Origin of the sequence: Prochlorococcus marinus CUG1438 (assembly GCA_017644325.1) — a bacterium.
GTDB classification, from domain to species: Bacteria; Cyanobacteriota; Cyanobacteriia; order PCC-6307; family Cyanobiaceae; genus Prochlorococcus_A; species Prochlorococcus_A marinus_AA.
On the sequence record JAEPLS010000002.1, the window covers coordinates 51,609 to 68,337 of the forward strand.

The 16,729-nt window shown below is 29.0% G+C and carries 25 protein-coding genes; 10 read left to right on the forward strand and 15 right to left on the reverse strand.

The features are described from left to right. Position 1: 1 nt before the first annotated feature. The 5 genes from JJ847_06170 to JJ847_06190 form a co-directional block, all read right to left on the reverse strand. Complete coding sequence (locus JJ847_06170) at positions 2-988, reverse strand: ligase-associated DNA damage response exonuclease (protein ID MBO6960467.1); 987 nt, start codon at positions 986-988, stop codon at positions 2-4. 35 nt (positions 989-1,023) lie between these two features. Beyond that, entirely contained in the window at positions 1,024-1,437 is a 414-nt protein-coding gene (locus tag JJ847_06175; protein ID MBO6960468.1) for a competence protein ComC, read from the reverse strand. Positions 1,438-1,520: 83 nt separating this feature from the next. Then, positions 1,521-1,808 carry a hypothetical protein gene (locus JJ847_06180; protein ID MBO6960469.1) on the reverse strand — a complete coding sequence of 96 codons (288 nt, stop codon included), beginning with the start codon at positions 1,806-1,808 and terminating at the stop codon, positions 1,521-1,523. A 97-nt stretch (positions 1,809-1,905) separates the two neighbouring features. Further along, the gene (locus JJ847_06185) at positions 1,906-3,225 is read right to left on the reverse strand and encodes a DUF2130 domain-containing protein (protein MBO6960470.1); all 1,320 of its coding nucleotides are present in this window, start codon (positions 3,223-3,225) and stop codon (positions 1,906-1,908) included. A 121-nt stretch (positions 3,226-3,346) separates the two neighbouring features. Next, positions 3,347-3,715 carry a CopG family transcriptional regulator gene (locus JJ847_06190; protein MBO6960471.1) on the reverse strand — a complete coding sequence of 123 codons (369 nt, stop codon included), beginning with the start codon at positions 3,713-3,715 and terminating at the stop codon, positions 3,347-3,349. A 238-nt stretch (positions 3,716-3,953) separates the two neighbouring features. On the opposite strand from JJ847_06190, the gene JJ847_06195 reads away from it, so the two are divergent. After that, positions 3,954-4,157 carry a hypothetical protein gene (locus tag JJ847_06195; GenBank protein ID MBO6960472.1) on the forward strand — a complete coding sequence of 68 codons (204 nt, stop codon included), beginning with the start codon at positions 3,954-3,956 and terminating at the stop codon, positions 4,155-4,157. A gap of 31 nt (positions 4,158-4,188) precedes the next feature. Here the strand turns inward: JJ847_06195 and JJ847_06200 are convergent, their stop codons facing one another. Then, positions 4,189-4,371, reverse strand: coding sequence for a hypothetical protein (locus JJ847_06200; GenBank protein MBO6960473.1), 183 nt, complete (start codon positions 4,369-4,371; stop codon positions 4,189-4,191). 130 nt (positions 4,372-4,501) lie between these two features. Here JJ847_06200 and JJ847_06205 point away from each other — a divergent pair, with 130 nt between their 5' ends. Further along, entirely contained in the window at positions 4,502-4,708 is a 207-nt protein-coding gene (locus tag JJ847_06205; protein MBO6960474.1) for a hypothetical protein, read from the forward strand. 10 nt (positions 4,709-4,718) lie between these two features. Here the strand turns inward: JJ847_06205 and JJ847_06210 are convergent, their stop codons facing one another. Continuing rightward, a complete protein-coding gene (locus JJ847_06210) occupies positions 4,719-4,913 on the reverse strand; it encodes a hypothetical protein (protein ID MBO6960475.1) in 195 nt (64 codons plus the stop codon). Positions 4,914-5,054: 141 nt separating this feature from the next. Between JJ847_06210 and JJ847_06215 the strand changes: the two genes are divergently transcribed. Next, positions 5,055-5,237 carry a hypothetical protein gene (locus JJ847_06215; GenBank protein MBO6960476.1) on the forward strand — a complete coding sequence of 61 codons (183 nt, stop codon included), beginning with the start codon at positions 5,055-5,057 and terminating at the stop codon, positions 5,235-5,237. 309 nt (positions 5,238-5,546) lie between these two features. Here JJ847_06215 and JJ847_06220 read toward each other — a convergent pair whose 3' ends face one another. The 3 genes from JJ847_06220 to JJ847_06230 all read right to left on the reverse strand — a co-directional run bounded on the left by JJ847_06220 (position 5,547) and on the right by JJ847_06230 (position 6,620). Then, entirely contained in the window at positions 5,547-5,894 is a 348-nt protein-coding gene (locus tag JJ847_06220) for an alpha-2-macroglobulin (GenBank protein MBO6960477.1), read from the reverse strand. A 41-nt stretch (positions 5,895-5,935) separates the two neighbouring features. After that, a complete protein-coding gene (locus JJ847_06225; protein MBO6960478.1) occupies positions 5,936-6,112 on the reverse strand; it encodes a hypothetical protein in 177 nt (58 codons plus the stop codon). 79 nt (positions 6,113-6,191) lie between these two features. After that, positions 6,192-6,620: a hypothetical protein gene (locus tag JJ847_06230; protein MBO6960479.1), complete on the reverse strand. Its 429-nt coding sequence runs from the start codon at positions 6,618-6,620 to the stop codon at positions 6,192-6,194. A gap of 130 nt (positions 6,621-6,750) precedes the next feature. On the opposite strand from JJ847_06230, the gene JJ847_06235 reads away from it, so the two are divergent. Further along, positions 6,751-7,020 (forward strand): hypothetical protein, encoded by a 270-nt coding sequence (locus JJ847_06235; GenBank protein MBO6960480.1) that lies wholly within the window; start codon positions 6,751-6,753, stop codon positions 7,018-7,020. A gap of 246 nt (positions 7,021-7,266) precedes the next feature. Here the strand turns inward: JJ847_06235 and JJ847_06240 are convergent, their stop codons facing one another. Next, entirely contained in the window at positions 7,267-7,545 is a 279-nt protein-coding gene (locus JJ847_06240) for a hypothetical protein (protein ID MBO6960481.1), read from the reverse strand. 113 nt (positions 7,546-7,658) lie between these two features. Between JJ847_06240 and petN the strand changes: the two genes are divergently transcribed. After that, positions 7,659-7,760 carry a cytochrome b6-f complex subunit PetN gene (gene petN, locus JJ847_06245; protein MBO6960482.1) on the forward strand — a complete coding sequence of 34 codons (102 nt, stop codon included), beginning with the start codon at positions 7,659-7,661 and terminating at the stop codon, positions 7,758-7,760. A 140-nt stretch (positions 7,761-7,900) separates the two neighbouring features. On the opposite strand, the gene JJ847_06250 is transcribed toward petN, so the two are convergent. After that, on the reverse strand, positions 7,901-8,557 hold the full coding sequence (locus JJ847_06250; GenBank protein ID MBO6960483.1) for a photosystem II biogenesis protein Psp29: 657 nt from the start codon (positions 8,555-8,557) through the stop codon (positions 7,901-7,903). A gap of 35 nt (positions 8,558-8,592) precedes the next feature. Between JJ847_06250 and clpP the strand changes: the two genes are divergently transcribed. Further along, positions 8,593-9,180 carry an ATP-dependent Clp endopeptidase proteolytic subunit ClpP gene (clpP, locus tag JJ847_06255; GenBank protein ID MBO6960484.1) on the forward strand — a complete coding sequence of 196 codons (588 nt, stop codon included), beginning with the start codon at positions 8,593-8,595 and terminating at the stop codon, positions 9,178-9,180. Here the strand turns inward: clpP and ftsH are convergent. Continuing rightward, entirely contained in the window at positions 9,177-11,090 is a 1,914-nt protein-coding gene (ftsH, locus tag JJ847_06260) for an ATP-dependent zinc metalloprotease FtsH (GenBank protein ID MBO6960485.1), read from the reverse strand. The two genes, clpP and ftsH, sit on opposite strands and share 4 nt — an antisense overlap. 108 nt (positions 11,091-11,198) lie before the next feature. Between ftsH and JJ847_06265 the strand changes: the two genes are divergently transcribed. Then, positions 11,199-11,408: a DUF3148 domain-containing protein gene (locus JJ847_06265; GenBank protein MBO6960486.1), complete on the forward strand. Its 210-nt coding sequence runs from the start codon at positions 11,199-11,201 to the stop codon at positions 11,406-11,408. Between the two features lies 1 nt (position 11,409). Here the strand turns inward: JJ847_06265 and JJ847_06270 are convergent, their stop codons facing one another. Continuing rightward, positions 11,410-12,627, reverse strand: a complete 1,218-nt coding sequence (locus JJ847_06270; protein ID MBO6960487.1) for an insulinase family protein — start codon at positions 12,625-12,627, stop codon at positions 11,410-11,412. A 3-nt stretch (positions 12,628-12,630) separates the two neighbouring features. Beyond that, positions 12,631-13,872 carry an insulinase family protein gene (locus JJ847_06275; GenBank protein MBO6960488.1) on the reverse strand — a complete coding sequence of 414 codons (1,242 nt, stop codon included), beginning with the start codon at positions 13,870-13,872 and terminating at the stop codon, positions 12,631-12,633. 41 nt (positions 13,873-13,913) lie between these two features. Between JJ847_06275 and JJ847_06280 the strand changes: the two genes are divergently transcribed. Genes JJ847_06280 through JJ847_06290 form a run of 3 tightly spaced genes read left to right on the forward strand, consistent with a single transcriptional unit; the run spans position 13,914 to position 16,725 of the window. Next, positions 13,914-14,639, forward strand: coding sequence for a phycocyanobilin:ferredoxin oxidoreductase (locus tag JJ847_06280; GenBank protein ID MBO6960489.1), 726 nt, complete (start codon positions 13,914-13,916; stop codon positions 14,637-14,639). Further along, positions 14,639-15,553 carry an HlyD family efflux transporter periplasmic adaptor subunit gene (locus JJ847_06285; protein MBO6960490.1) on the forward strand — a complete coding sequence of 305 codons (915 nt, stop codon included), beginning with the start codon at positions 14,639-14,641 and terminating at the stop codon, positions 15,551-15,553. Before JJ847_06280 ends, JJ847_06285 begins: the two co-directional genes overlap by 1 nt. Then, a complete protein-coding gene (locus JJ847_06290; GenBank protein ID MBO6960491.1) occupies positions 15,553-16,725 on the forward strand; it encodes an FtsX-like permease family protein in 1,173 nt (390 codons plus the stop codon). The genes JJ847_06285 and JJ847_06290 overlap by 1 nt, the downstream gene beginning before the upstream one ends. The last annotated feature ends 4 nt before the right edge of the window (positions 16,726-16,729 follow it).

The following is a 16,729-nucleotide window of genomic DNA, read 5'->3' on the forward strand; positions in this document are numbered from 1 at the left end:
CTTATTTACCTAAGAAAAGAACATTAATTGATTCTTTTTCAACTAAATATTTACTTAGGGCTTCACTATCTCCATGATGAAAAAATACATTTTTTGCTTCAGACTTTTTTACTACTTCCAGAATTCCATTCCAATCTGCATGATCAGAGATTGCGAATCCTTTATCATACCCCGATCTTTTTCTTAGAGCTCTTATTGACATCCACCCACTAGCAAAAGCTGTTTGAATATTTTTGAAATTTTTTAGATAAGAGCCCTTACTTAAAGATGGCGGTAATAATATTAGACTTCCTTGAAGTTCATCAATCTTTTTTTTATTTTCGATTTTTATAGTATCTTGAATATCCATCCCAAGTTTTTTATAACAATTGTTTATTTTATAAATACTGCCATGGGTATAAATTTTGCCTTTGAAATTTGTTTGACTTATCTCGTTTAATAATCTCTGAGCTTTTCCAAGTGAGTAGCAGAAAAGTAAAGATGTTTTTCCTGGAGAATTAGTTATCCATTTTGAAATATTATTTGCTATTTTTTTTGTTTCATCCCATTTGAATATTGGTAAACCAAAAGTGCATTCGCTTATTAAATAATCACTTTTTACTATTTCGTATTGTTTACAAGTCGCATCTTTTTGAAGCTTAAAGTCACCTGAAATTAGCCATTTCTCTTCAGCAAATATAAATCTTATTTGACTCGATCCAAGTATATGCCCAGATGGATGAAAAGAAATTTTGATGCCATTTATTTTGAATTCGTCTCCATAATCAAACATCCTAATATTAATATTATCTCCAACTCTTTCTTTGAGAATTATTGCGGTTTCCTTAGTAGAAAAATATTCTTCGCAGCCAAATGAAAAGTGATCAAAATGAGCATGGGTTATTAATGCCCTTTTTACTGACTTGCTTGGATCGATCCAAATATCAGCAAGTTCACAATAAAGATTTCCATCCTTATAATCAATTAAAAATTCTTCACTAGTTCTCAAAACTTTATCTCTGATAGTGAGGATAATCTAGCTAATTAGACAAATGCTTGTTTTGATAAAGCTATAGCTGAGATTAAAAGCAAAACAACAACTATAAATTTATTGCTCCAATTAATCATTAATAATCCAATTTTGTTAGTTGGAACTTTATTGGATAATGAGAATTTATTTTCATTTATTATTTTATGGTTTTGACTTTTTTTTAAGTTATTTAAATTTTTAATCTTATTTATTAATTTGCTCTCGCAAGTTGACAGCTTTTCGACTTGATTTAATAAATCCAAATGTTCTGGTTTTATTAAAGTATCTAATTTTTTAAGTTGTTCGTCGTTATTAATAAAAAATTCATTAACTATTTGGTCCGTATCTAATCCATTTTTGATTTTCAAAAGAATAGCATCCCTTTCCCAGGATTTATCAAGGTCATGTAAGATTTTGTTTATGCTCATTTTAAGTATTTTTACTTATGATATATTATAAAAAAAATCTTTTGTGGTTCGTTTTTTTTGAGACTTAGAAAAATAATTTTTTTTTAAGATTTGCGAATAAGTCTGTTTGCAAAATAGATAATTTTATCCTTCCGCTCAAATTTTCTAGAATTGCTTTTTTCCTTGATATTATTTTTATTCAAATTAATTATCTCATCGGATACATTTTTACCAGTTTCGAAATAGCTTTTAATTTTTTCTACTTCTTGACTATTTAATCTTTTCGTAGCCCCTTTTGCATTAATTCCAAGTTTCTTACAGGCTAACAATATTCTATCACTTCCTAAATTAAGATCTTTAGCAACAGTATAAATTGGAGTGTTTGTGGACATTATTTTGTTTACTTTGGAATTTAATATTAATAATATATTTATAGATTAGTAATTGGTAATATTTTTAACTATTATTAATTTCATATTTTTGGATAGATTAAGCCACCTCATCTCTAAAGTTATCTAAATCATTAAACTTTTTTTTCATGGTTGGATTGTCTCTAGTTAATTTCTTTACCGTTAAATCTTGAGATTTGCTATCAGCAGATAGAAGGTGTTTTTTTGATAGTATTAAAGCCTCCTTAGTCTTTTGTAAATGTGATATTGATTTATCAATTTCTTTTATTGCATCATTAAATCTATCTTGGGCTAGTGATACATTTTTACCAACTGCATTTTTAAATTGCTCGAGAGTACTTTCAAAATTGGTAATGTCGTAATTCTCGCGTTTCATTAAATCAATTTGTGATTTATATTTTAAAGTTTCCATGGATGCATTTCTAAGTAGAGAAATAATTTGCAAAAAGAATTGAGGTCTTATGACATACATTTTTGGAAATCTATGAGAAACGTCTACTATGCCTGAATTATATAGTTCGCTATCTGGTTCTAAAAGCGATACTAGTACCGCATACTCACATGATTTTTGTCTTCTATCTTTATCTAATTCTTTTAGAAAATCTTCATTTTTTCTTTTATTATTTCCATTTATACTTTCGTTCTTCATCTCAAACATTATAGATACTATTTCAATTTCATTATCATCGTATTCTCTAAATATGTAGTCACCTTTACTTCCTGATTTGACATCATTATCTTTTTCAAAATATGAGTTCTTGAATGCACTGGCGCGATTAAGGTTGAATTGAGTTTCGCAATGAATTTCTAAGGTCTCACCTACCATCTTTGTGGACAATTTAGATTTCATTTCTCTTAGCTCTTGAATAGTTAGATCTCTTTCACTAATTTTACTTTTAAATTTTTCTTCAATTAATTTTTCATTTATAGATTGTTCAAGTTTGATCTTTTCAATTGAATTTGTTAGTGATACGTTTTCTTTCTCTAAATTACTAACTGCTTCATTGACTTTATTTTTTAGGGATAATTCTGATATTAAAGCCTGGTTTTTAATCTCATCTTTTAGTTGATTTAATTCATTCTTCAATGAATTAATTTTATTTGTTGCTTGATTTTTCAAATCACTTAAGGCATTTGTTTTCTTTTCTTCAGCAATATTTAATTTAGATTCAAGTTCTTTTATCTCATTATCTTTAATTCGGTTTTGCTCTATTGATTGTATTTTTAATTCTTTTTTTATTATTTCTAAAGCTTTTTTATTATCTTCTTCGGCTAATAGAAGTCTTTCTTTTATTTGTTTATTAAATTCTTCATCTTTTATTTGACGAAGTATTTCTTCAAAGCTACTTGGGTCAATTCGGAAAGTTTTGCCACATGAAGGGCATTTGATATCTTTCATTTTTGATTACAAAATTAAAAGGACTTAATATTCAATATTTTATTAAGAATATTATTCTTGACTTAGAATAAACAAAGATTGATTGTTATGCATAAAAATAAAATTAATACTTGTTGGATTTTTATATCAATCCAGATTCTTTAAGAATATTTATTTTATTTGCTAATTCAATATCTGCAGATGATATTGAGCGATCAGGTGCTTTGTGAGAAGAAACGGTATAGCCACTATCATCAACAAATTCATCTTCTGTATCTTTTAAATGCATATTCTCATTTTGCGATTCTTTAAAAATATCTGATTTGTATAATTTTGATTTACTAATATTGCTATATCCAAAATTTGCAATACCTCTGGCATCTAATGCTTCTTCAACTAATATCCCAACAACTTTAGATCTACTTATTGATTCGCTTTTGGAAATTTCATCAATAATCTCAAGGACCCTTTTTCTAGGAAGATATCCTATTCTTTTTACTTTATTTTCCATAAAATTCTTTATATGTCATTATTGTAACACTTCTGTCAATTAGGGTAGTTTTTGGGATTTTAAGTAATAAATGAGAACTTGAGTTCTAAATAAAAGTATAATTTTTTTAAATAACTTTAATTGAAAGTTATTTCCTAATTAGTGTTTAGGATGGTTTTATGTACCTTATCAAAATTACTTTGTAAGATTAGGTCAAAATTTTAAAACCTTTTAATTTTAATTCTGATGTCTAAAATACATGAAAGATAAACTATACGATAACGCTGATAGCTTCGCAATGTCATTTGATGAGGAATGGGAAAAAATTGATTGTCATGATCCCCATTTAAAGATAGAGAAAGTTTTTGATAGTCTATCTGATCATCCCTTTTTACTCTCTAATCCAGAAAATGCAAGAAAAATGGCGGAATTCAGAATTTTTTCATTAAAAAAATTTCAATAATTTTTTAATTTTAATTTCCAATTTTAATAGTTTACATACCAGCTGTATTAAAAAACCCCTTACTGTATAAAAATATTGTAATGCCAATTATGGGACCTATTCCAAATATAAAAAGTACAAATTTTGCGGAATTTTTAGTTTGACCTATTTCTTGATTATTTTTAATTGATTTTGATTTAATTTTTTTTGTTTTTTTGGTTTTTTTGCTTTTCATAAAATATATTTTACTACATTAGTCTTTTATGAAATTTATTTGAAAATTTTTAAACAGAATTTAATTAAAAAAAATTATTATGGGATCATAAAAACTCAATATTGTATAATGCTATTAATCAAAAGCAAAAATGAGTGCTACAAAGAGAGAGGAAGTAAGTTCTCACCTTAGATATATAAGGTTAGAGCTTAGAGAGATGTATCAAATGCTTATCAAAGACGATTTGATGCCAGATCTAAATGAAGCTAAAGAAGTACATGCACAACTTGATGCTTTATTGGAATTATTATCAGATAAAGGATTAAAGAAAATAAAAAGTAAAAATGGAAGGTTCTAAATTATATTAGTTATGAATAATTAGTAGCTGATTCTATTTCTTTACGATTATCATGCATCTGTTCTAGTTTGTTATAAATTTCTTTAATTTGTATTTGCAATAGATCAGTAGAATTTATATTGCTCAATGATTCCATTGCTGATAGTAGACTCTCCTTAGCTTCAATTAAATGTCTACATTCTTTACTTCCGGCTTCGTATGGCATAGTGAACTTAAAAAAATAATTATCACAAATATACAGAATATTGTTCCGTATTGCTTGATACTCTTATCAATTTAAAAGTTGTTATTGTAATTTTTAACACAAATTGTGTAATTGTTGTTTTTTAAAAATTCTAAAAATCTTATGCAGGAAAATCCTAAAAGTTACGAACATTGCATAAATATAACTTTAGATAATGCAAAAAGGAGAATTAATCTATTAGATGGTGCAGATAGAAAAAGTGTCTTAGAGGAATATAAGGAATGGATTAGGGATGGTTTAAGCAATCATGAAGTTCTATTACTAAGGGAGGATCCTATTATCTAGAGATATTAAAGTAATTTTTTTTAATTTTTCTCATTCGAAGTAACCTTTAAAAGAAAGTAAAGGCTTACTATAAAAATAATTATTAGAAGAATGGTTAAAGAAGAAAAATTATACATAATCATAAACGTATATCTTTCTATACTATCAGTCTTTATGATATTCCCGTTTTATTCAATTTCCTTTTAAAAGTGAATAAATAAATTTCTTTAGATTTTCTTTCTCTAGATAAATCTTTTTGACCTCATATTTTTTTAATTTATAGTAAATTAAATCTACTAAATTTTCTGTTTTTGATGGCATAATAAAAAGTTATTTTTCTATTAAATAGGTTTTCTCTTCTCCAATTTTATCTGGTGTTGTAATTTTACATCCTTTATCTTTTTCTATATCACAATCTTTTGTTGCAGGAACAGATTTCCAGGTACAAATTTTTTCTTCAGAATATTCCTTTAAAATAATCCATCCATCATCTAAGTATTTTGAAATGCCATTTTCACCGCAAGAAAATTTTATTTCCATTATTTCCTTTTTTGCATTGTTGTTGTTAATATCTTCTTCAGAATTCTTTTTCGGGTTCTCATTATTTATTGATGTTTTACAAGAAGTTAAGAAAACTAAAGCAAAAAATAAATAGGATAAATTTTTAATTCTTTTCATTTCTATTTACCTCTCTAATGTTTGATGTAAATCAATTATATTCATTTTGACTCTATCAATTTTAATAATTGATCCATTTTATTCATCAATGTTTTAACTTCATCAGGTTGTGGTATCAATAATTCTTCAGTCACTGCCAGATGCATTTTTTTTAAATCTTGTCTTAAATATTTTAACTGCAATTTTACGTTTTCTTTCTTTTGTTCAATATCTTTCATAGGACTAAAATTTAAATTTATTTAACTTAAAACTTAATTATAATATTTTGGAAGGAATAAGTACGTAAAAATTAAATTTTTAATTTTTAATCTCATAGATTTCATCTCCACCATTACAAAAATTTGTTGATATCATTTTCAATTCCCTTTTATTAATTTGCATTAGGTTCTTCTTTTTAATAATGTAATTTTTAGCTATCTTTTCACAATCTAATTTGTTTTTTGCATATCGAATAACTGGATAAAAATATGCGAGTGAAGTAATTAAAAACAAAAAAATCAATAATGATTTTTTTTCGTTTTTAATTAATTCTTTAGATTTCTTTTTGGCTTTTAATATTTTTATGAGAAATTTATCAGGCAATCCTATTTGAACGAATAATAACTCTACCCACCATGGAAGATCTTTATCTCTTTTTTTCTTTTGGCCTTGGGTCGTATTCATCTTTTTGAATTTATCATTTTGGTTTCTAACCTGTTTGGGATTACTTGTTTCTTTCTTATTCATATAATCAAATATCTTATTTGAATATAAAGGTTTATTTTGATTTGGAAACTATATTTTTATTTTATAAGTTTTAATTTAATTTATCTATGAATTTGAGTATTGTAAATTGGTATTTATATAAAGTTTGTAGATGGCAAAAAAAAGAAGAAAATTAAATAAGGAATTCGAAAAAAAAATATATTCATCCAAAAAAAATGTTGAACTGGTTTTGGCTAAAATTTATGACATAGATGATGAGGGCATACAAAAAGAATACATAAGTGCATTCAATGGAATTGTATTCTTGTTTGATCAGTTGCGTGAAGATTACGAACAATTAGGATTTACTGATAATTCAGAGGAACTTTTGACAAATTATAAAAATGCCTTTAAAAATTTCGAATCCGAATTTGAAATTTAAAGTTTTTCTAATAAGGTATAACAGGTATCTCAATTAATTTACCTTTTCTTAAATTATACCTTTTCTTTTTAAAATTTTTTATACAACTTAATTGTCTTTTCTCGCTTTTACAAATTTTTTTTATTTGGTAATCAGTTAAAGAGTAAGATTTGTCTCCATATATGATCAAAGAAAATAAAAATAAACACAAACTTAAAGCTGATTTCATTGATTCAATGGATAGTTGATTAACTTTTAGAAAACTTACTATTTTCTATTATAAATATCTATTATCTCTTTTAATTCATCTTTACTTAAGTCTGTTGAAATAAAAACTTCTTGGGCAGTTCTCCCCTTCCTTGCAATAGCTTTATATCCGCTAATAGTTTTTACTGATAATCTTAAAGTTAAGCTTGATGATCTTCCTCTTGATCTTGATATGACAGCAGGAGTAATGGTTTTAATATTTATATTAAGGGCTAACTTTTCAAGAAGCGGTATTAGTCCCTCAATATTCGTACTATGGTTTAAGACTAATCTACCCAATTCTTTTTTTTGATATTATATTTAGAAATTTTTGTTTCTGAGGTTAATTTTAGATAATAAATGATAAAAAATTTTGAAGTTCTGTTATATTTATAAAAATGATTCATAGTTTAATGATCTTTCAGATAGGGTGGGCAGCATTAGCTGCTATTTTTACTTTTTCAATAGCAATGGTTGTTTGGGGTAGAAATGGAGACGGTTCTATTGATATATGAGTTCCTCTTTGAATTTTGAATTCTACTTAAGTAAATTTCTTATCTTTTCATCATTCTTTTTACTCATATTAATAACATTAGCTGTAATTTATATTTCCTATGTCTCTTGGAAAGATAAAAAAAGATTAAAAAAGTAATTACTATATTTTTTGTGCTTTTTTATCCGCCTTTGTCTTTAGTTCTTTAATCAATTCTTTTGCTTGTATAATTTTTGTTATGCTACTTTTGTAAATTCCAATATCCTTTTCTGCTTTATTAGTAGATATTTTCAATTTTTCAAAGATATTAGTAATTAACTTATTAATTTCATTTTCTTTTTTTTCTTTAAAATCTTGGGCGCTTGATATCAGTATATAAATCCCTAAGTTCAGTAACCTAGAAGCATAGAGCTTAGAAGGGCTTTTTTCTTCTAGCAACTTTAAAATATCTTTTGATGTTTTGTTCTTAAATTCTTCTTGAGATTTCTGGGAAATTTTATTGATTTCTTTTGCTTCAAAATTTGTTGAACTGCATAACGAGTCAAATAGAAGATCTAAATGTTGTTCAGGTTTGTATCCTTTCATTAATTCTTTGAATGTTTCGGTTAGACCAATGCAAAACAAATAATCTTGTGTAAATTCATTTTGATGATTTAGAAGATTAAGTTCGACAAGCATTTCATCAACTATTCTTTTGTATAAACCTGGAATAACGTAAGGAAATTGTTCATGAAATAACTTTTTGCTATCCGAAACAGTCAATTTTTCTTTCAATTTTTTATATGTAAACCTTAATAAGGTTAGCGTATGTTGAATCAATATCGTTAATATCTAGTAAACAAATAAATATTATTATGATCCCTTTAGTTTTAGAAGAATCTGGTGGTAGTGAAAGAGTCTTTGATATTTACTCAAGGTTATTAAGAGAGAGAATAATCTTTTTGGGAGAACCAGTTACTAGTGATACTGCTAATAGAATAGTTGCCCAATTACTATTTCTTGAAGCGGAAGACCCAGATAAAGATATCTATATGTACATAAATTCACCAGGTGGATCTGTTTACGATGGTTTAGGTATCTTTGATACTATGCAACATGTTAAGCCTGATATTCATACAGTTTGCGTAGGCTTAGCAGCAAGCATGGGTGCTTTTTTGTTGGCAGCAGGTAAAAAAGGGAAAAGAAGCAGTCTCAGGCATTCAAGAATAATGATTCATCAACCGCTAGGAGGCGCTAGAGGACAAGCAAGTGATATAAGAATTCAAGCAGATGAAATTTTGTTTTTAAAAGAACGGCTTAATACAGAATTATCAGAGAGAACTGGTAAGGATTTCGAAACTATTAAAGAAGATACTGATAGAGACTTTTATATGTCCCCAAAAGAAGCAGTTGAGTACGGTCTAATTGATATGGTGTTAGATAAAAAGCCTAAAAATGTCTAACTTAATAATTGTGGAGTTCTTTCTTTTTCTGGAATGGAAGTAAATTCTGAAAGAATACTTAGAAATTCCTCACCATCTAACGTTTCTTTTTCTATTAGTACATCTACTATCTTATCCATAGCTTCTCTGTTTTTGCTGACGATAGAATAAGTTTCTTTGTAGCATTCTTTAACCATAACTCTTACACTTTCATCAATTTGTTTAGAAATAGAATCAGAAACTTCGCTTCTAGTCATCAAATCTCTACCTACAAAGACTTCTTGATTCCCACTTTCTAAAGCTATAGGACCCAAATTACTCATCCCAAATCTTGTTACCATTTGGCGAGCCATAGAGGCAACTTGTTGAAAATCGCCACCTGCACCTGTTGTGATTTCTCCTTCTCCAAAAACAACATCCTCAGCTGCTCTTCCTCCTAATGCACCCATTATTCTTGCTTTTAATTGAGCTCTGCTGACCAGGGTTTGTTCATCATCTGGAGTAAACCAAGTCAAACCTTTAGCTTGGCCTCTTGGAATAACTGTTACTTTTTGAACAGGATCATGAGCTTTTACAAGTGAACCAATAAGGGCATGACCAACTTCATGGTAGGCAATTAATCTTTTACTTCTACCATCAGTTAGAGGAGAACCTTCCATACCAGCAACAATTCTATCTACGGAATCATCAATTTCCGAAATGCTTATTGAATCTTTTCTTCTCCTAGCAGTTAGAATGGCCGCCTCATTTAGTAAATTTGCTAGATCTGCTCCAGTGAATCCTGGAGTTCTTCTTGCAATACTTTCAAGTGTTAAATCTTCGTCAAGTTTCTTATTTCTAGAGTGTACTTCTAGTATGGATAGTCTTCCTTTAATGTCTGGTGCATCAACTGTTACTTGTCTGTCAAACCTACCAGGTCTCATTAGAGCTGAATCTAAAACGTCAGGTCTGTTTGTGGCCGCAATTATAATAATGCCACTATTTCCCTCAAATCCATCCATTTCAGTAAGTAATTGATTAAGAGTTTGTTCTCTTTCATCATTACCCCCTCCTATACCAGCGCCTCTTTGCCTTCCGACAGCGTCAATCTCATCAATAAAAATTAAACAAGGGCTATTTTCTTTAGCTCTTTTAAAAAGGTCTCTTACTCTACTTGCTCCCACTCCAACAAACATTTCAACAAATTCAGAACCTGATAAAGAAAAAAATGGCACCCCTGCTTCTCCTGCGATTGCTTTTGCTAAAAGGGTTTTTCCTGTTCCAGGAGGCCCTACCAATAAAACACCTTTTGGAATTCTTGCTCCTACAGAAGTAAATTTTTCTGGTTTTTTCAGGAAGGTGACAACTTCTTGTAAATCTTGTTTAGCTTCATTAACACCTGCTACATCGTCAAAAACAACACCAGTTTCAGCTTCCATAGCAAATCTAGCTTTGGTTTTACCAAATTGCATGGCTTGCCCAGGACCACCTGGCATGCCATTGGATCGTCTAGCTAATAAAATCAAACCTCCAATTAAAATTGCTGGAAAAAGTAGGTTCCCCAAAATTCCTAATGCAGGAGGAGCTGTTTTAACTGGATGTATGTCAAAACTAATTCCCTCGTTTTTTAAATTGTTTATAAGTTCAGGTGTTAAGCCAGGAAGATCGACTCTCAATCTTTGTACTTTGTTGTCTAAATCAGAATCTATTGTCTCTATAACAGCATTTCTGCCACCATCAAAAATATCTACCGATGTAACTCTTCCTGAATTTATGTAATCTAAAAATCTTCCATAGCTAACTCTTGCTACAGCAGAATTTTTTGGTGCTACTGTAGTTCCATTTGATTTAAGTGAATCAACATTGCTAGAAGATAAAAATTGATAGGAAAGCGCAATTACTAAAAGTATAGGTAAAGCCCATAAAATTAATGTTTTAAATTTTTGATTCATTAATTTGGAGAAAGTTAATTAGTTGATTGTAGACTGATTCAGTACATTTCGTTGATATCCTCTCCAATTTTATGCTTATATTACTCATGAATGTATTCAATATTATTAATGAAATTTGAGATAAGAGATAAAGTAAAATTGATCGCACCCGTTTCATACTTAAAGACTTCAGATAATATGCCGATGTTAAGACCTCCTGATCTAGTTGCAATTGATGAAGTTGGAGAAATCCTTTCAATAAAATCTCCAGATACCGTTGAAGTAAAGTTCCGAAGAGGTTCTTTTTTAATAGATACTGATAAAATTGAGAAAATCTAATTTAGAAGTTTTTTTCCCACTTTGAAGAAATATCTAAACATATTTTTTTATTGCCAGAAATACTCAAAAAAGGTTTTTTAAAGTACTTATTTGTTATGTGAAAAATTTCTAAAGAAGATATTTCCTCTATTTTTAAATTTAAATCGTTCTCAGAAATTGGTGAAATACCGTAACTTACTAACTGTATCTTTCTCTGTAAAATTTCATCAAGTGATTGATTTCCTAATAAAAAAGAACCTTTTAGTTTTTCTTTTGCTAAAAATATTTCAGCATCAGTCAACGGGTTAAAAAGTAAATTTTTCCATAGTGTTGATAAAAGTTCAAAAGCAAAAAGTGCTTGCTCATTAGATACGGATAAATAAATTAAAAATGGGGCATTCCCACTCCTAATAGGATAGTAAACACCTAAATCATAGGTGATACCATGTTTTTCTCTAAAAAGTTTAAATAAAGCAGCGCTCATTCCATATGATAAATATGACTCCAAAACCTTAAGAGGAAAATATTCATTACTTCTGCGCGAACAAGTTTGGTCCCCCATCATTATTATTGTTTGATTTGAGTCATTATTAATGTAATCATATCTATTCGTAGTATTTAAATTATGATTTAAATGATCTGATTGTTCTTTTAAAAATTTTTTTTCTAATGTTCCAAAATTTTCTCCATTTATTTCGGGATTATTTGAAATTAAATACTTTTCTCTATTTTTTAAATTTTTAAACTCAAGCAAAACATCTTTATAGGTAATCTTTGAGACATCTTTAGCATTGCCAATTGTGTTGAAAGCATAAGGATGATTTGAGTAAACAATTTTTCTCCATTTTTCAAAGCAGATATTGAATGGATTCTCTTTATCTTTTTTAATTTGATTAATTGAAGATTTTTTTACTTTTTTAAATTCTGTTTCCGAGAGGATTGGCTTATTAATTATTAAATCTAATAAAGGGAATAATTTGCTGAAATGTTCATTTAGGGATTTAATACTTATTGAAATACCATCTTCAAATATTTCTTGATTTAATTCTGCGCCATAAGACTCAATATACTCAGAGAGAGTGAAATTGTTAAAACCTTCACATCCTCTGGTAAGTAGTGAACAAAGGATTTTGTTTATCCCTTTTTTGCCAATACTATCCATGTCACTCCCCCCTTTAATCCAAATTGAAGCAGTTGAAAAATTTCTTTTTTTATTATTTAAAAAATATTTTTTTAACATTTACTAGGGGGATGCAACTAAAGTAAATCTCTCTCCACGGATATATTTTGTTATCTCTTTGAAGTTATCCAAGTCATTCCAATATTCTAAATGACTCTCTAAATTATTTATTGAAGATTTTCTCCCCCAAAGAAGTTCATTTCCAAAGAACGAAGAGAGTTGTGTAGATGTCTCTAAATTAAAGATATAATTACTTTTCACAATATTTATTGCTTTTTTTATTTCATCCAAAGCCAAGTTTTTACAATTTGAGATCTCATTTATTGTTTTATTAATTTTCTTTTCTACTAAGTCAATATCTTTGGACTCACAACTTGCTTCCATTATAAATAATCCTCCTAATTCTCCAGCATTTACATCTACATATACTGATTCAACAAGATTACTATCTTCTTTTAAAATTTTAACTAATCTGCTGTTTCTTCCAACAGAAAGTATTGTTGCTAATATCTCAAGCCCAATAATATTTTTTTGATCATTTAGGTTTGGGATAAACCAAGCCATAAATATTCTTGAGAACTCTAAATTATCAAACTTAACTGACTCTCTACCATTCCTAATTTTTAAAGAAGGTATATTTTTTAGATCTATTAAATTTGGACTTTCTTTTATGCCAGATAGATCACTTTTTTCAAAAATTTTATAAATTTCTTCAGAGAGATTCCCGGCAATAGCAATACAAATTTTTTCAGTAGTGTAATGTTTGCTGTGAAATTTCACAAGCTCATTTATCTCTAAGCTTTTAATACTATGTTCAGTTCCTAGAATCGAATTGGCATAATTCGGACTTAACCAAACCCTTTTTAAAAAATAATTAAATAATCTTTCTTCAGGCTGATCATTTTGTTGTTTTATTTCATCAATAACTACCCCTTTTTCTTTTATAAATTCATCTGGATTAAAAACTGGAGCAACGACAATATTTGTCAAAAGAGCAAGTGATTCTCTAAAGTTATTGGGTGGAACTAATACATGGTAATGTACATCATCATAACCAGTTGAAGCGTTACTTAATCCGCCTAGTGATTCAATTTTATGGTCAAACTCACCTGGCATTATTTTGTTAGATCCTTTAAAAATCATATGTTCTAGAAAATGAGCAGTGCCGTTTTTATCAACATCCTCGAATGAAGAACCTGCTTTGCACCAAATATCAATGCTTATAAGCGGCAATTCTTTATTATCCACAAACACACATCTAGTTTTGCTTGAATGGGTGTAGTAAATAACATCTCCTACGTTCATTTCGGTTCTCTCTTTAAATTCTATTTTGGTACTTTTTAGCCTTGTTGTCTGAATCTTTAACTAAAACAAAATTAACTGACCCTCTTATTTTGGATTTATTACAAAATATTAGAGAGCATAGATCCATGCTTGAGGACCTTAAGAGTATAAAAATTGACCCAAAACTAACTAACATAATATCTAAAGAAATAGGCAGAGAACTTTATATCGAAAATGAATTTCATAAAGCAAAAGGTTTTAGAAAGCTACATATTGAAGTAGCAGAATTTTCTAATAATCTTAAGATATTACACTGCGTTTTTTTTCCTGATCCAAAGTTTGATATTCCAATTTTTGGGATGGATTTGGTAAAAATAAATGATATTGTTTCTGCTGCCATTGTTGATTTATCCCCGTCATCACAAAACCAAGGTTTGAAATACGAAAAATTACTTTCTGAAGTTGATAAAAGCTCTTTTACTTCATTGAGAGAGATTCCTAAATGGGGTGGGATTTTTTCTAAAAATGTATTTTTTGCTTCCTTAAAAAGTAAATCTGAAAAAAAAGATTTTTGCAGAGTTGTAGATCAATATCTCTCTATTCTGATCAAATTAAGTAAAAAAGCTAACCCTGAATTTAAAGAAGAAATTGTTAAAGAGAGAATAGATTACCAAAAGAATTATTGTGTGCAACAAATGAAGAATGAGAAGACAAGCATGGTTCTCTTAAAATATTTTGATGAAAAATGGGTCAATAACTATATCAAAAAAGTACTCTTCGATTTTTAATGAAATTAAAAATATTCAAAAATTTAATTATTTATCTACTAATGTTTGCACCATTATCATTAGGACTCCTTTCCTGTTCTAGCAATAATAAATCTAATTCCAAATTAAAGGATGAAAAAACTGCAGATTTCATTCCAACTGTTACAGCCGTTGCCGCACTGGGGACACTTTCACCATCTGGAGAGATTAGGCAATTAGCAGCCCCGATAAGTCAGTTCGGCTCGTCTCCTCGAATAGTTGAAATTTTAGTAAATGAAGGAGATTTCGTAAAAAAAGGTGATGTTTTGGCGATTTTTGAAAATAGAGAAAAGTTGATTTCTGATCTTGAAAGGAATGAAGAACTAATCAATACAATTAACGAAGAAATTGACCTAAAGAAAGAGCAAATTAAAAGGTATAAACTAGCTTTGAGCAAAGATGTATATTCATTTGTACAGTTTTCGCAGAGAAAAGATGAACTATTAAAGTTGCAAAAACAAAAAATAAACCTCATAGGGGATCAAAAAAATATCAAGATAGATCTGTTTAATTCAAAACTTAGGAGTCCAATTGATGGTTTTATACTTGGAATAAATACTAGAGTAGGGGAGAGACCTAAAAATGAAGGGATATTAGATATTGGTTCTAGTCAAAAGATGGAAGCTCTAATAGAGGTTTATGAATCTGATATTGATAGAGTCTTTATTTCTCAGAATGTCCAATTGAGCAGTGAGAATGGTGGTTTTCAAAAAATTCTCAAAGGTAAGGTAATTAGAATAAGTCCTCAGGTAAAACAAAGAAAAGTTCTATCGACTGATCCAACAGGGGATGCTGATTCAAGAATTATTGAGGTACAAGTAAAACTAGATCAAGATTCTATAGATATCGTTCAAAACTATGCAGGAATGAAAGTGATTGCAAAATTTATTCCTTAATGAGTTTTTCTTTTTTAAAATTCAGAAAAATACCATTAGCTTGGTTGTTATTAACTAGGCAACCATTAAGGCTGGCTGTTGCCATAGCTGGAATCAGTTTTGCAGGGATTTTGATGTTTATGCAATTAGGTTTTAGAGATGGTTTATTTGACACGAGCGTAACTATTCATAAACTGCTAGATGCCGATCTTGTTTTGATAAGTCCCAGATCAAAAAGTTCTATAAGTATGAGTGGATTCCCAAAAAGAAGATTAATTCAAACTCTCGCATTGGAGGATGTTGAAAAAACTGCTCCCGTTAATCTAAATTATTTACTTTGGAGAAATCCTGAAAATCTTAAAACTAGATCAATACTTGCATTAGGTTTTAATCCCTCCGATTCACTACTTTTAGATGAGGGATTCTCAAAGAAAGCTTATAAATTGAGAAATCCATCAAGAGTTCTTTTTGACAAATTATCTAGACCTGAATTTGGACCGATTGAAGAATGGTTCTTATCCGCAAAAAAAGTTGAGACTGAGGTTGCTGGAAAAAGAGTAATTGTTGAGGGGCTTGTGGAGTTGGGACCATCTTTTGGTGCAGATGGTAATTTGATAACTAGTCGAGAAACCTTCTTAAGACTTTTCCCTGCTAATCCTCCTGGTAGTATAGAAATCGGTTTGGTAAAGCTAAAAAAAGAATCTGATCCTGAATTAATTGCAAGGATATTAAATAACTCACTCCCAAATGATGTAAGGGTTCTTACAAAAAATCAATTTATAGAATTTGAGAAGAATTATTGGAAAAATAGTACTGCAATAGGTTTTATATTTAGTTTGGGAGCACTGATGGGTTTCGTTGTAGGGTGTGTGGTTGTTTATCAAATTCTTTATAGTGACGTTACAGATCACCTCCCAGAGTACGCCACCTTATTGGCAATGGGGTATAGACTTAAGTCTCTTTTCTTTGTTGTAGCTAGAGAGGGTTTTTTATTGGCATTGTTTGGTTATTTACCTGCTTATTTCTCTGGTCAAATACTTTACTCAGTTATAAGAAGTTCTACTAAACTTCCAATAATAATGGATGCAGAAAAAACGATTTTAATTTTCGTTTTAGTTTTAGTTATGTGTATGGGGTCCGCCGCTGTTGCGATGCGTAAATTAGTTGATGCTGACCCTGCTGAAATTTTTTAACAAT

Bases quoted from the DNA above. Each gene is read 5' to 3' on its own strand.
- ftsH (MBO6960485.1), bottom strand. From the start codon at position 11,090: ATGAATCAAAAATTTAAAACATTAATTTTATGGGCTTTACCTATACTT.
- petN (MBO6960482.1), top strand. From the start codon at position 7,659: ATGATCTTTCAGATAGGGTGGGCAGCATTAGCTGCTATTTTTACTTTT.
- JJ847_06290 (MBO6960491.1), top strand. From the start codon at position 15,553: ATGAGTTTTTCTTTTTTAAAATTCAGAAAAATACCATTAGCTTGGTTG.
- JJ847_06225 (MBO6960478.1), bottom strand. From the start codon at position 6,112: ATGAAAGATATTGAACAAAAGAAAGAAAACGTAAAATTGCAGTTAAAA.
- JJ847_06195 (MBO6960472.1), top strand. From the start codon at position 3,954: ATGAAAGATAAACTATACGATAACGCTGATAGCTTCGCAATGTCATTT.
- JJ847_06190 (MBO6960471.1), bottom strand. From the start codon at position 3,715: ATGGAAAATAAAGTAAAAAGAATAGGATATCTTCCTAGAAAAAGGGTC.
- JJ847_06270 (MBO6960487.1), bottom strand. From the start codon at position 12,627: ATGTTAAAAAAATATTTTTTAAATAATAAAAAAAGAAATTTTTCAACT.
- JJ847_06215 (MBO6960476.1), top strand. From the start codon at position 5,055: ATGCAGGAAAATCCTAAAAGTTACGAACATTGCATAAATATAACTTTA.
- JJ847_06265 (MBO6960486.1), top strand. From the start codon at position 11,199: ATGAAATTTGAGATAAGAGATAAAGTAAAATTGATCGCACCCGTTTCA.
- JJ847_06175 (MBO6960468.1), bottom strand. From the start codon at position 1,437: ATGAGCATAAACAAAATCTTACATGACCTTGATAAATCCTGGGAAAGG.
- JJ847_06235 (MBO6960480.1), top strand. From the start codon at position 6,751: ATGGCAAAAAAAAGAAGAAAATTAAATAAGGAATTCGAAAAAAAAATA.
- JJ847_06205 (MBO6960474.1), top strand. From the start codon at position 4,502: ATGAGTGCTACAAAGAGAGAGGAAGTAAGTTCTCACCTTAGATATATA.
- JJ847_06230 (MBO6960479.1), bottom strand. From the start codon at position 6,620: ATGAATAAGAAAGAAACAAGTAATCCCAAACAGGTTAGAAACCAAAAT.
- JJ847_06285 (MBO6960490.1), top strand. From the start codon at position 14,639: ATGAAATTAAAAATATTCAAAAATTTAATTATTTATCTACTAATGTTT.
- clpP (MBO6960484.1), top strand. From the start codon at position 8,593: ATGATCCCTTTAGTTTTAGAAGAATCTGGTGGTAGTGAAAGAGTCTTT.
- JJ847_06180 (MBO6960469.1), bottom strand. From the start codon at position 1,808: ATGTCCACAAACACTCCAATTTATACTGTTGCTAAAGATCTTAATTTA.
- JJ847_06220 (MBO6960477.1), bottom strand. From the start codon at position 5,894: ATGAAAAGAATTAAAAATTTATCCTATTTATTTTTTGCTTTAGTTTTC.
- JJ847_06210 (MBO6960475.1), bottom strand. From the start codon at position 4,913: ATGCCATACGAAGCCGGAAGTAAAGAATGTAGACATTTAATTGAAGCT.
- JJ847_06185 (MBO6960470.1), bottom strand. From the start codon at position 3,225: ATGAAAGATATCAAATGCCCTTCATGTGGCAAAACTTTCCGAATTGAC.
- JJ847_06275 (MBO6960488.1), bottom strand. From the start codon at position 13,872: ATGAACGTAGGAGATGTTATTTACTACACCCATTCAAGCAAAACTAGA.
- JJ847_06200 (MBO6960473.1), bottom strand. From the start codon at position 4,371: ATGAAAAGCAAAAAAACCAAAAAAACAAAAAAAATTAAATCAAAATCA.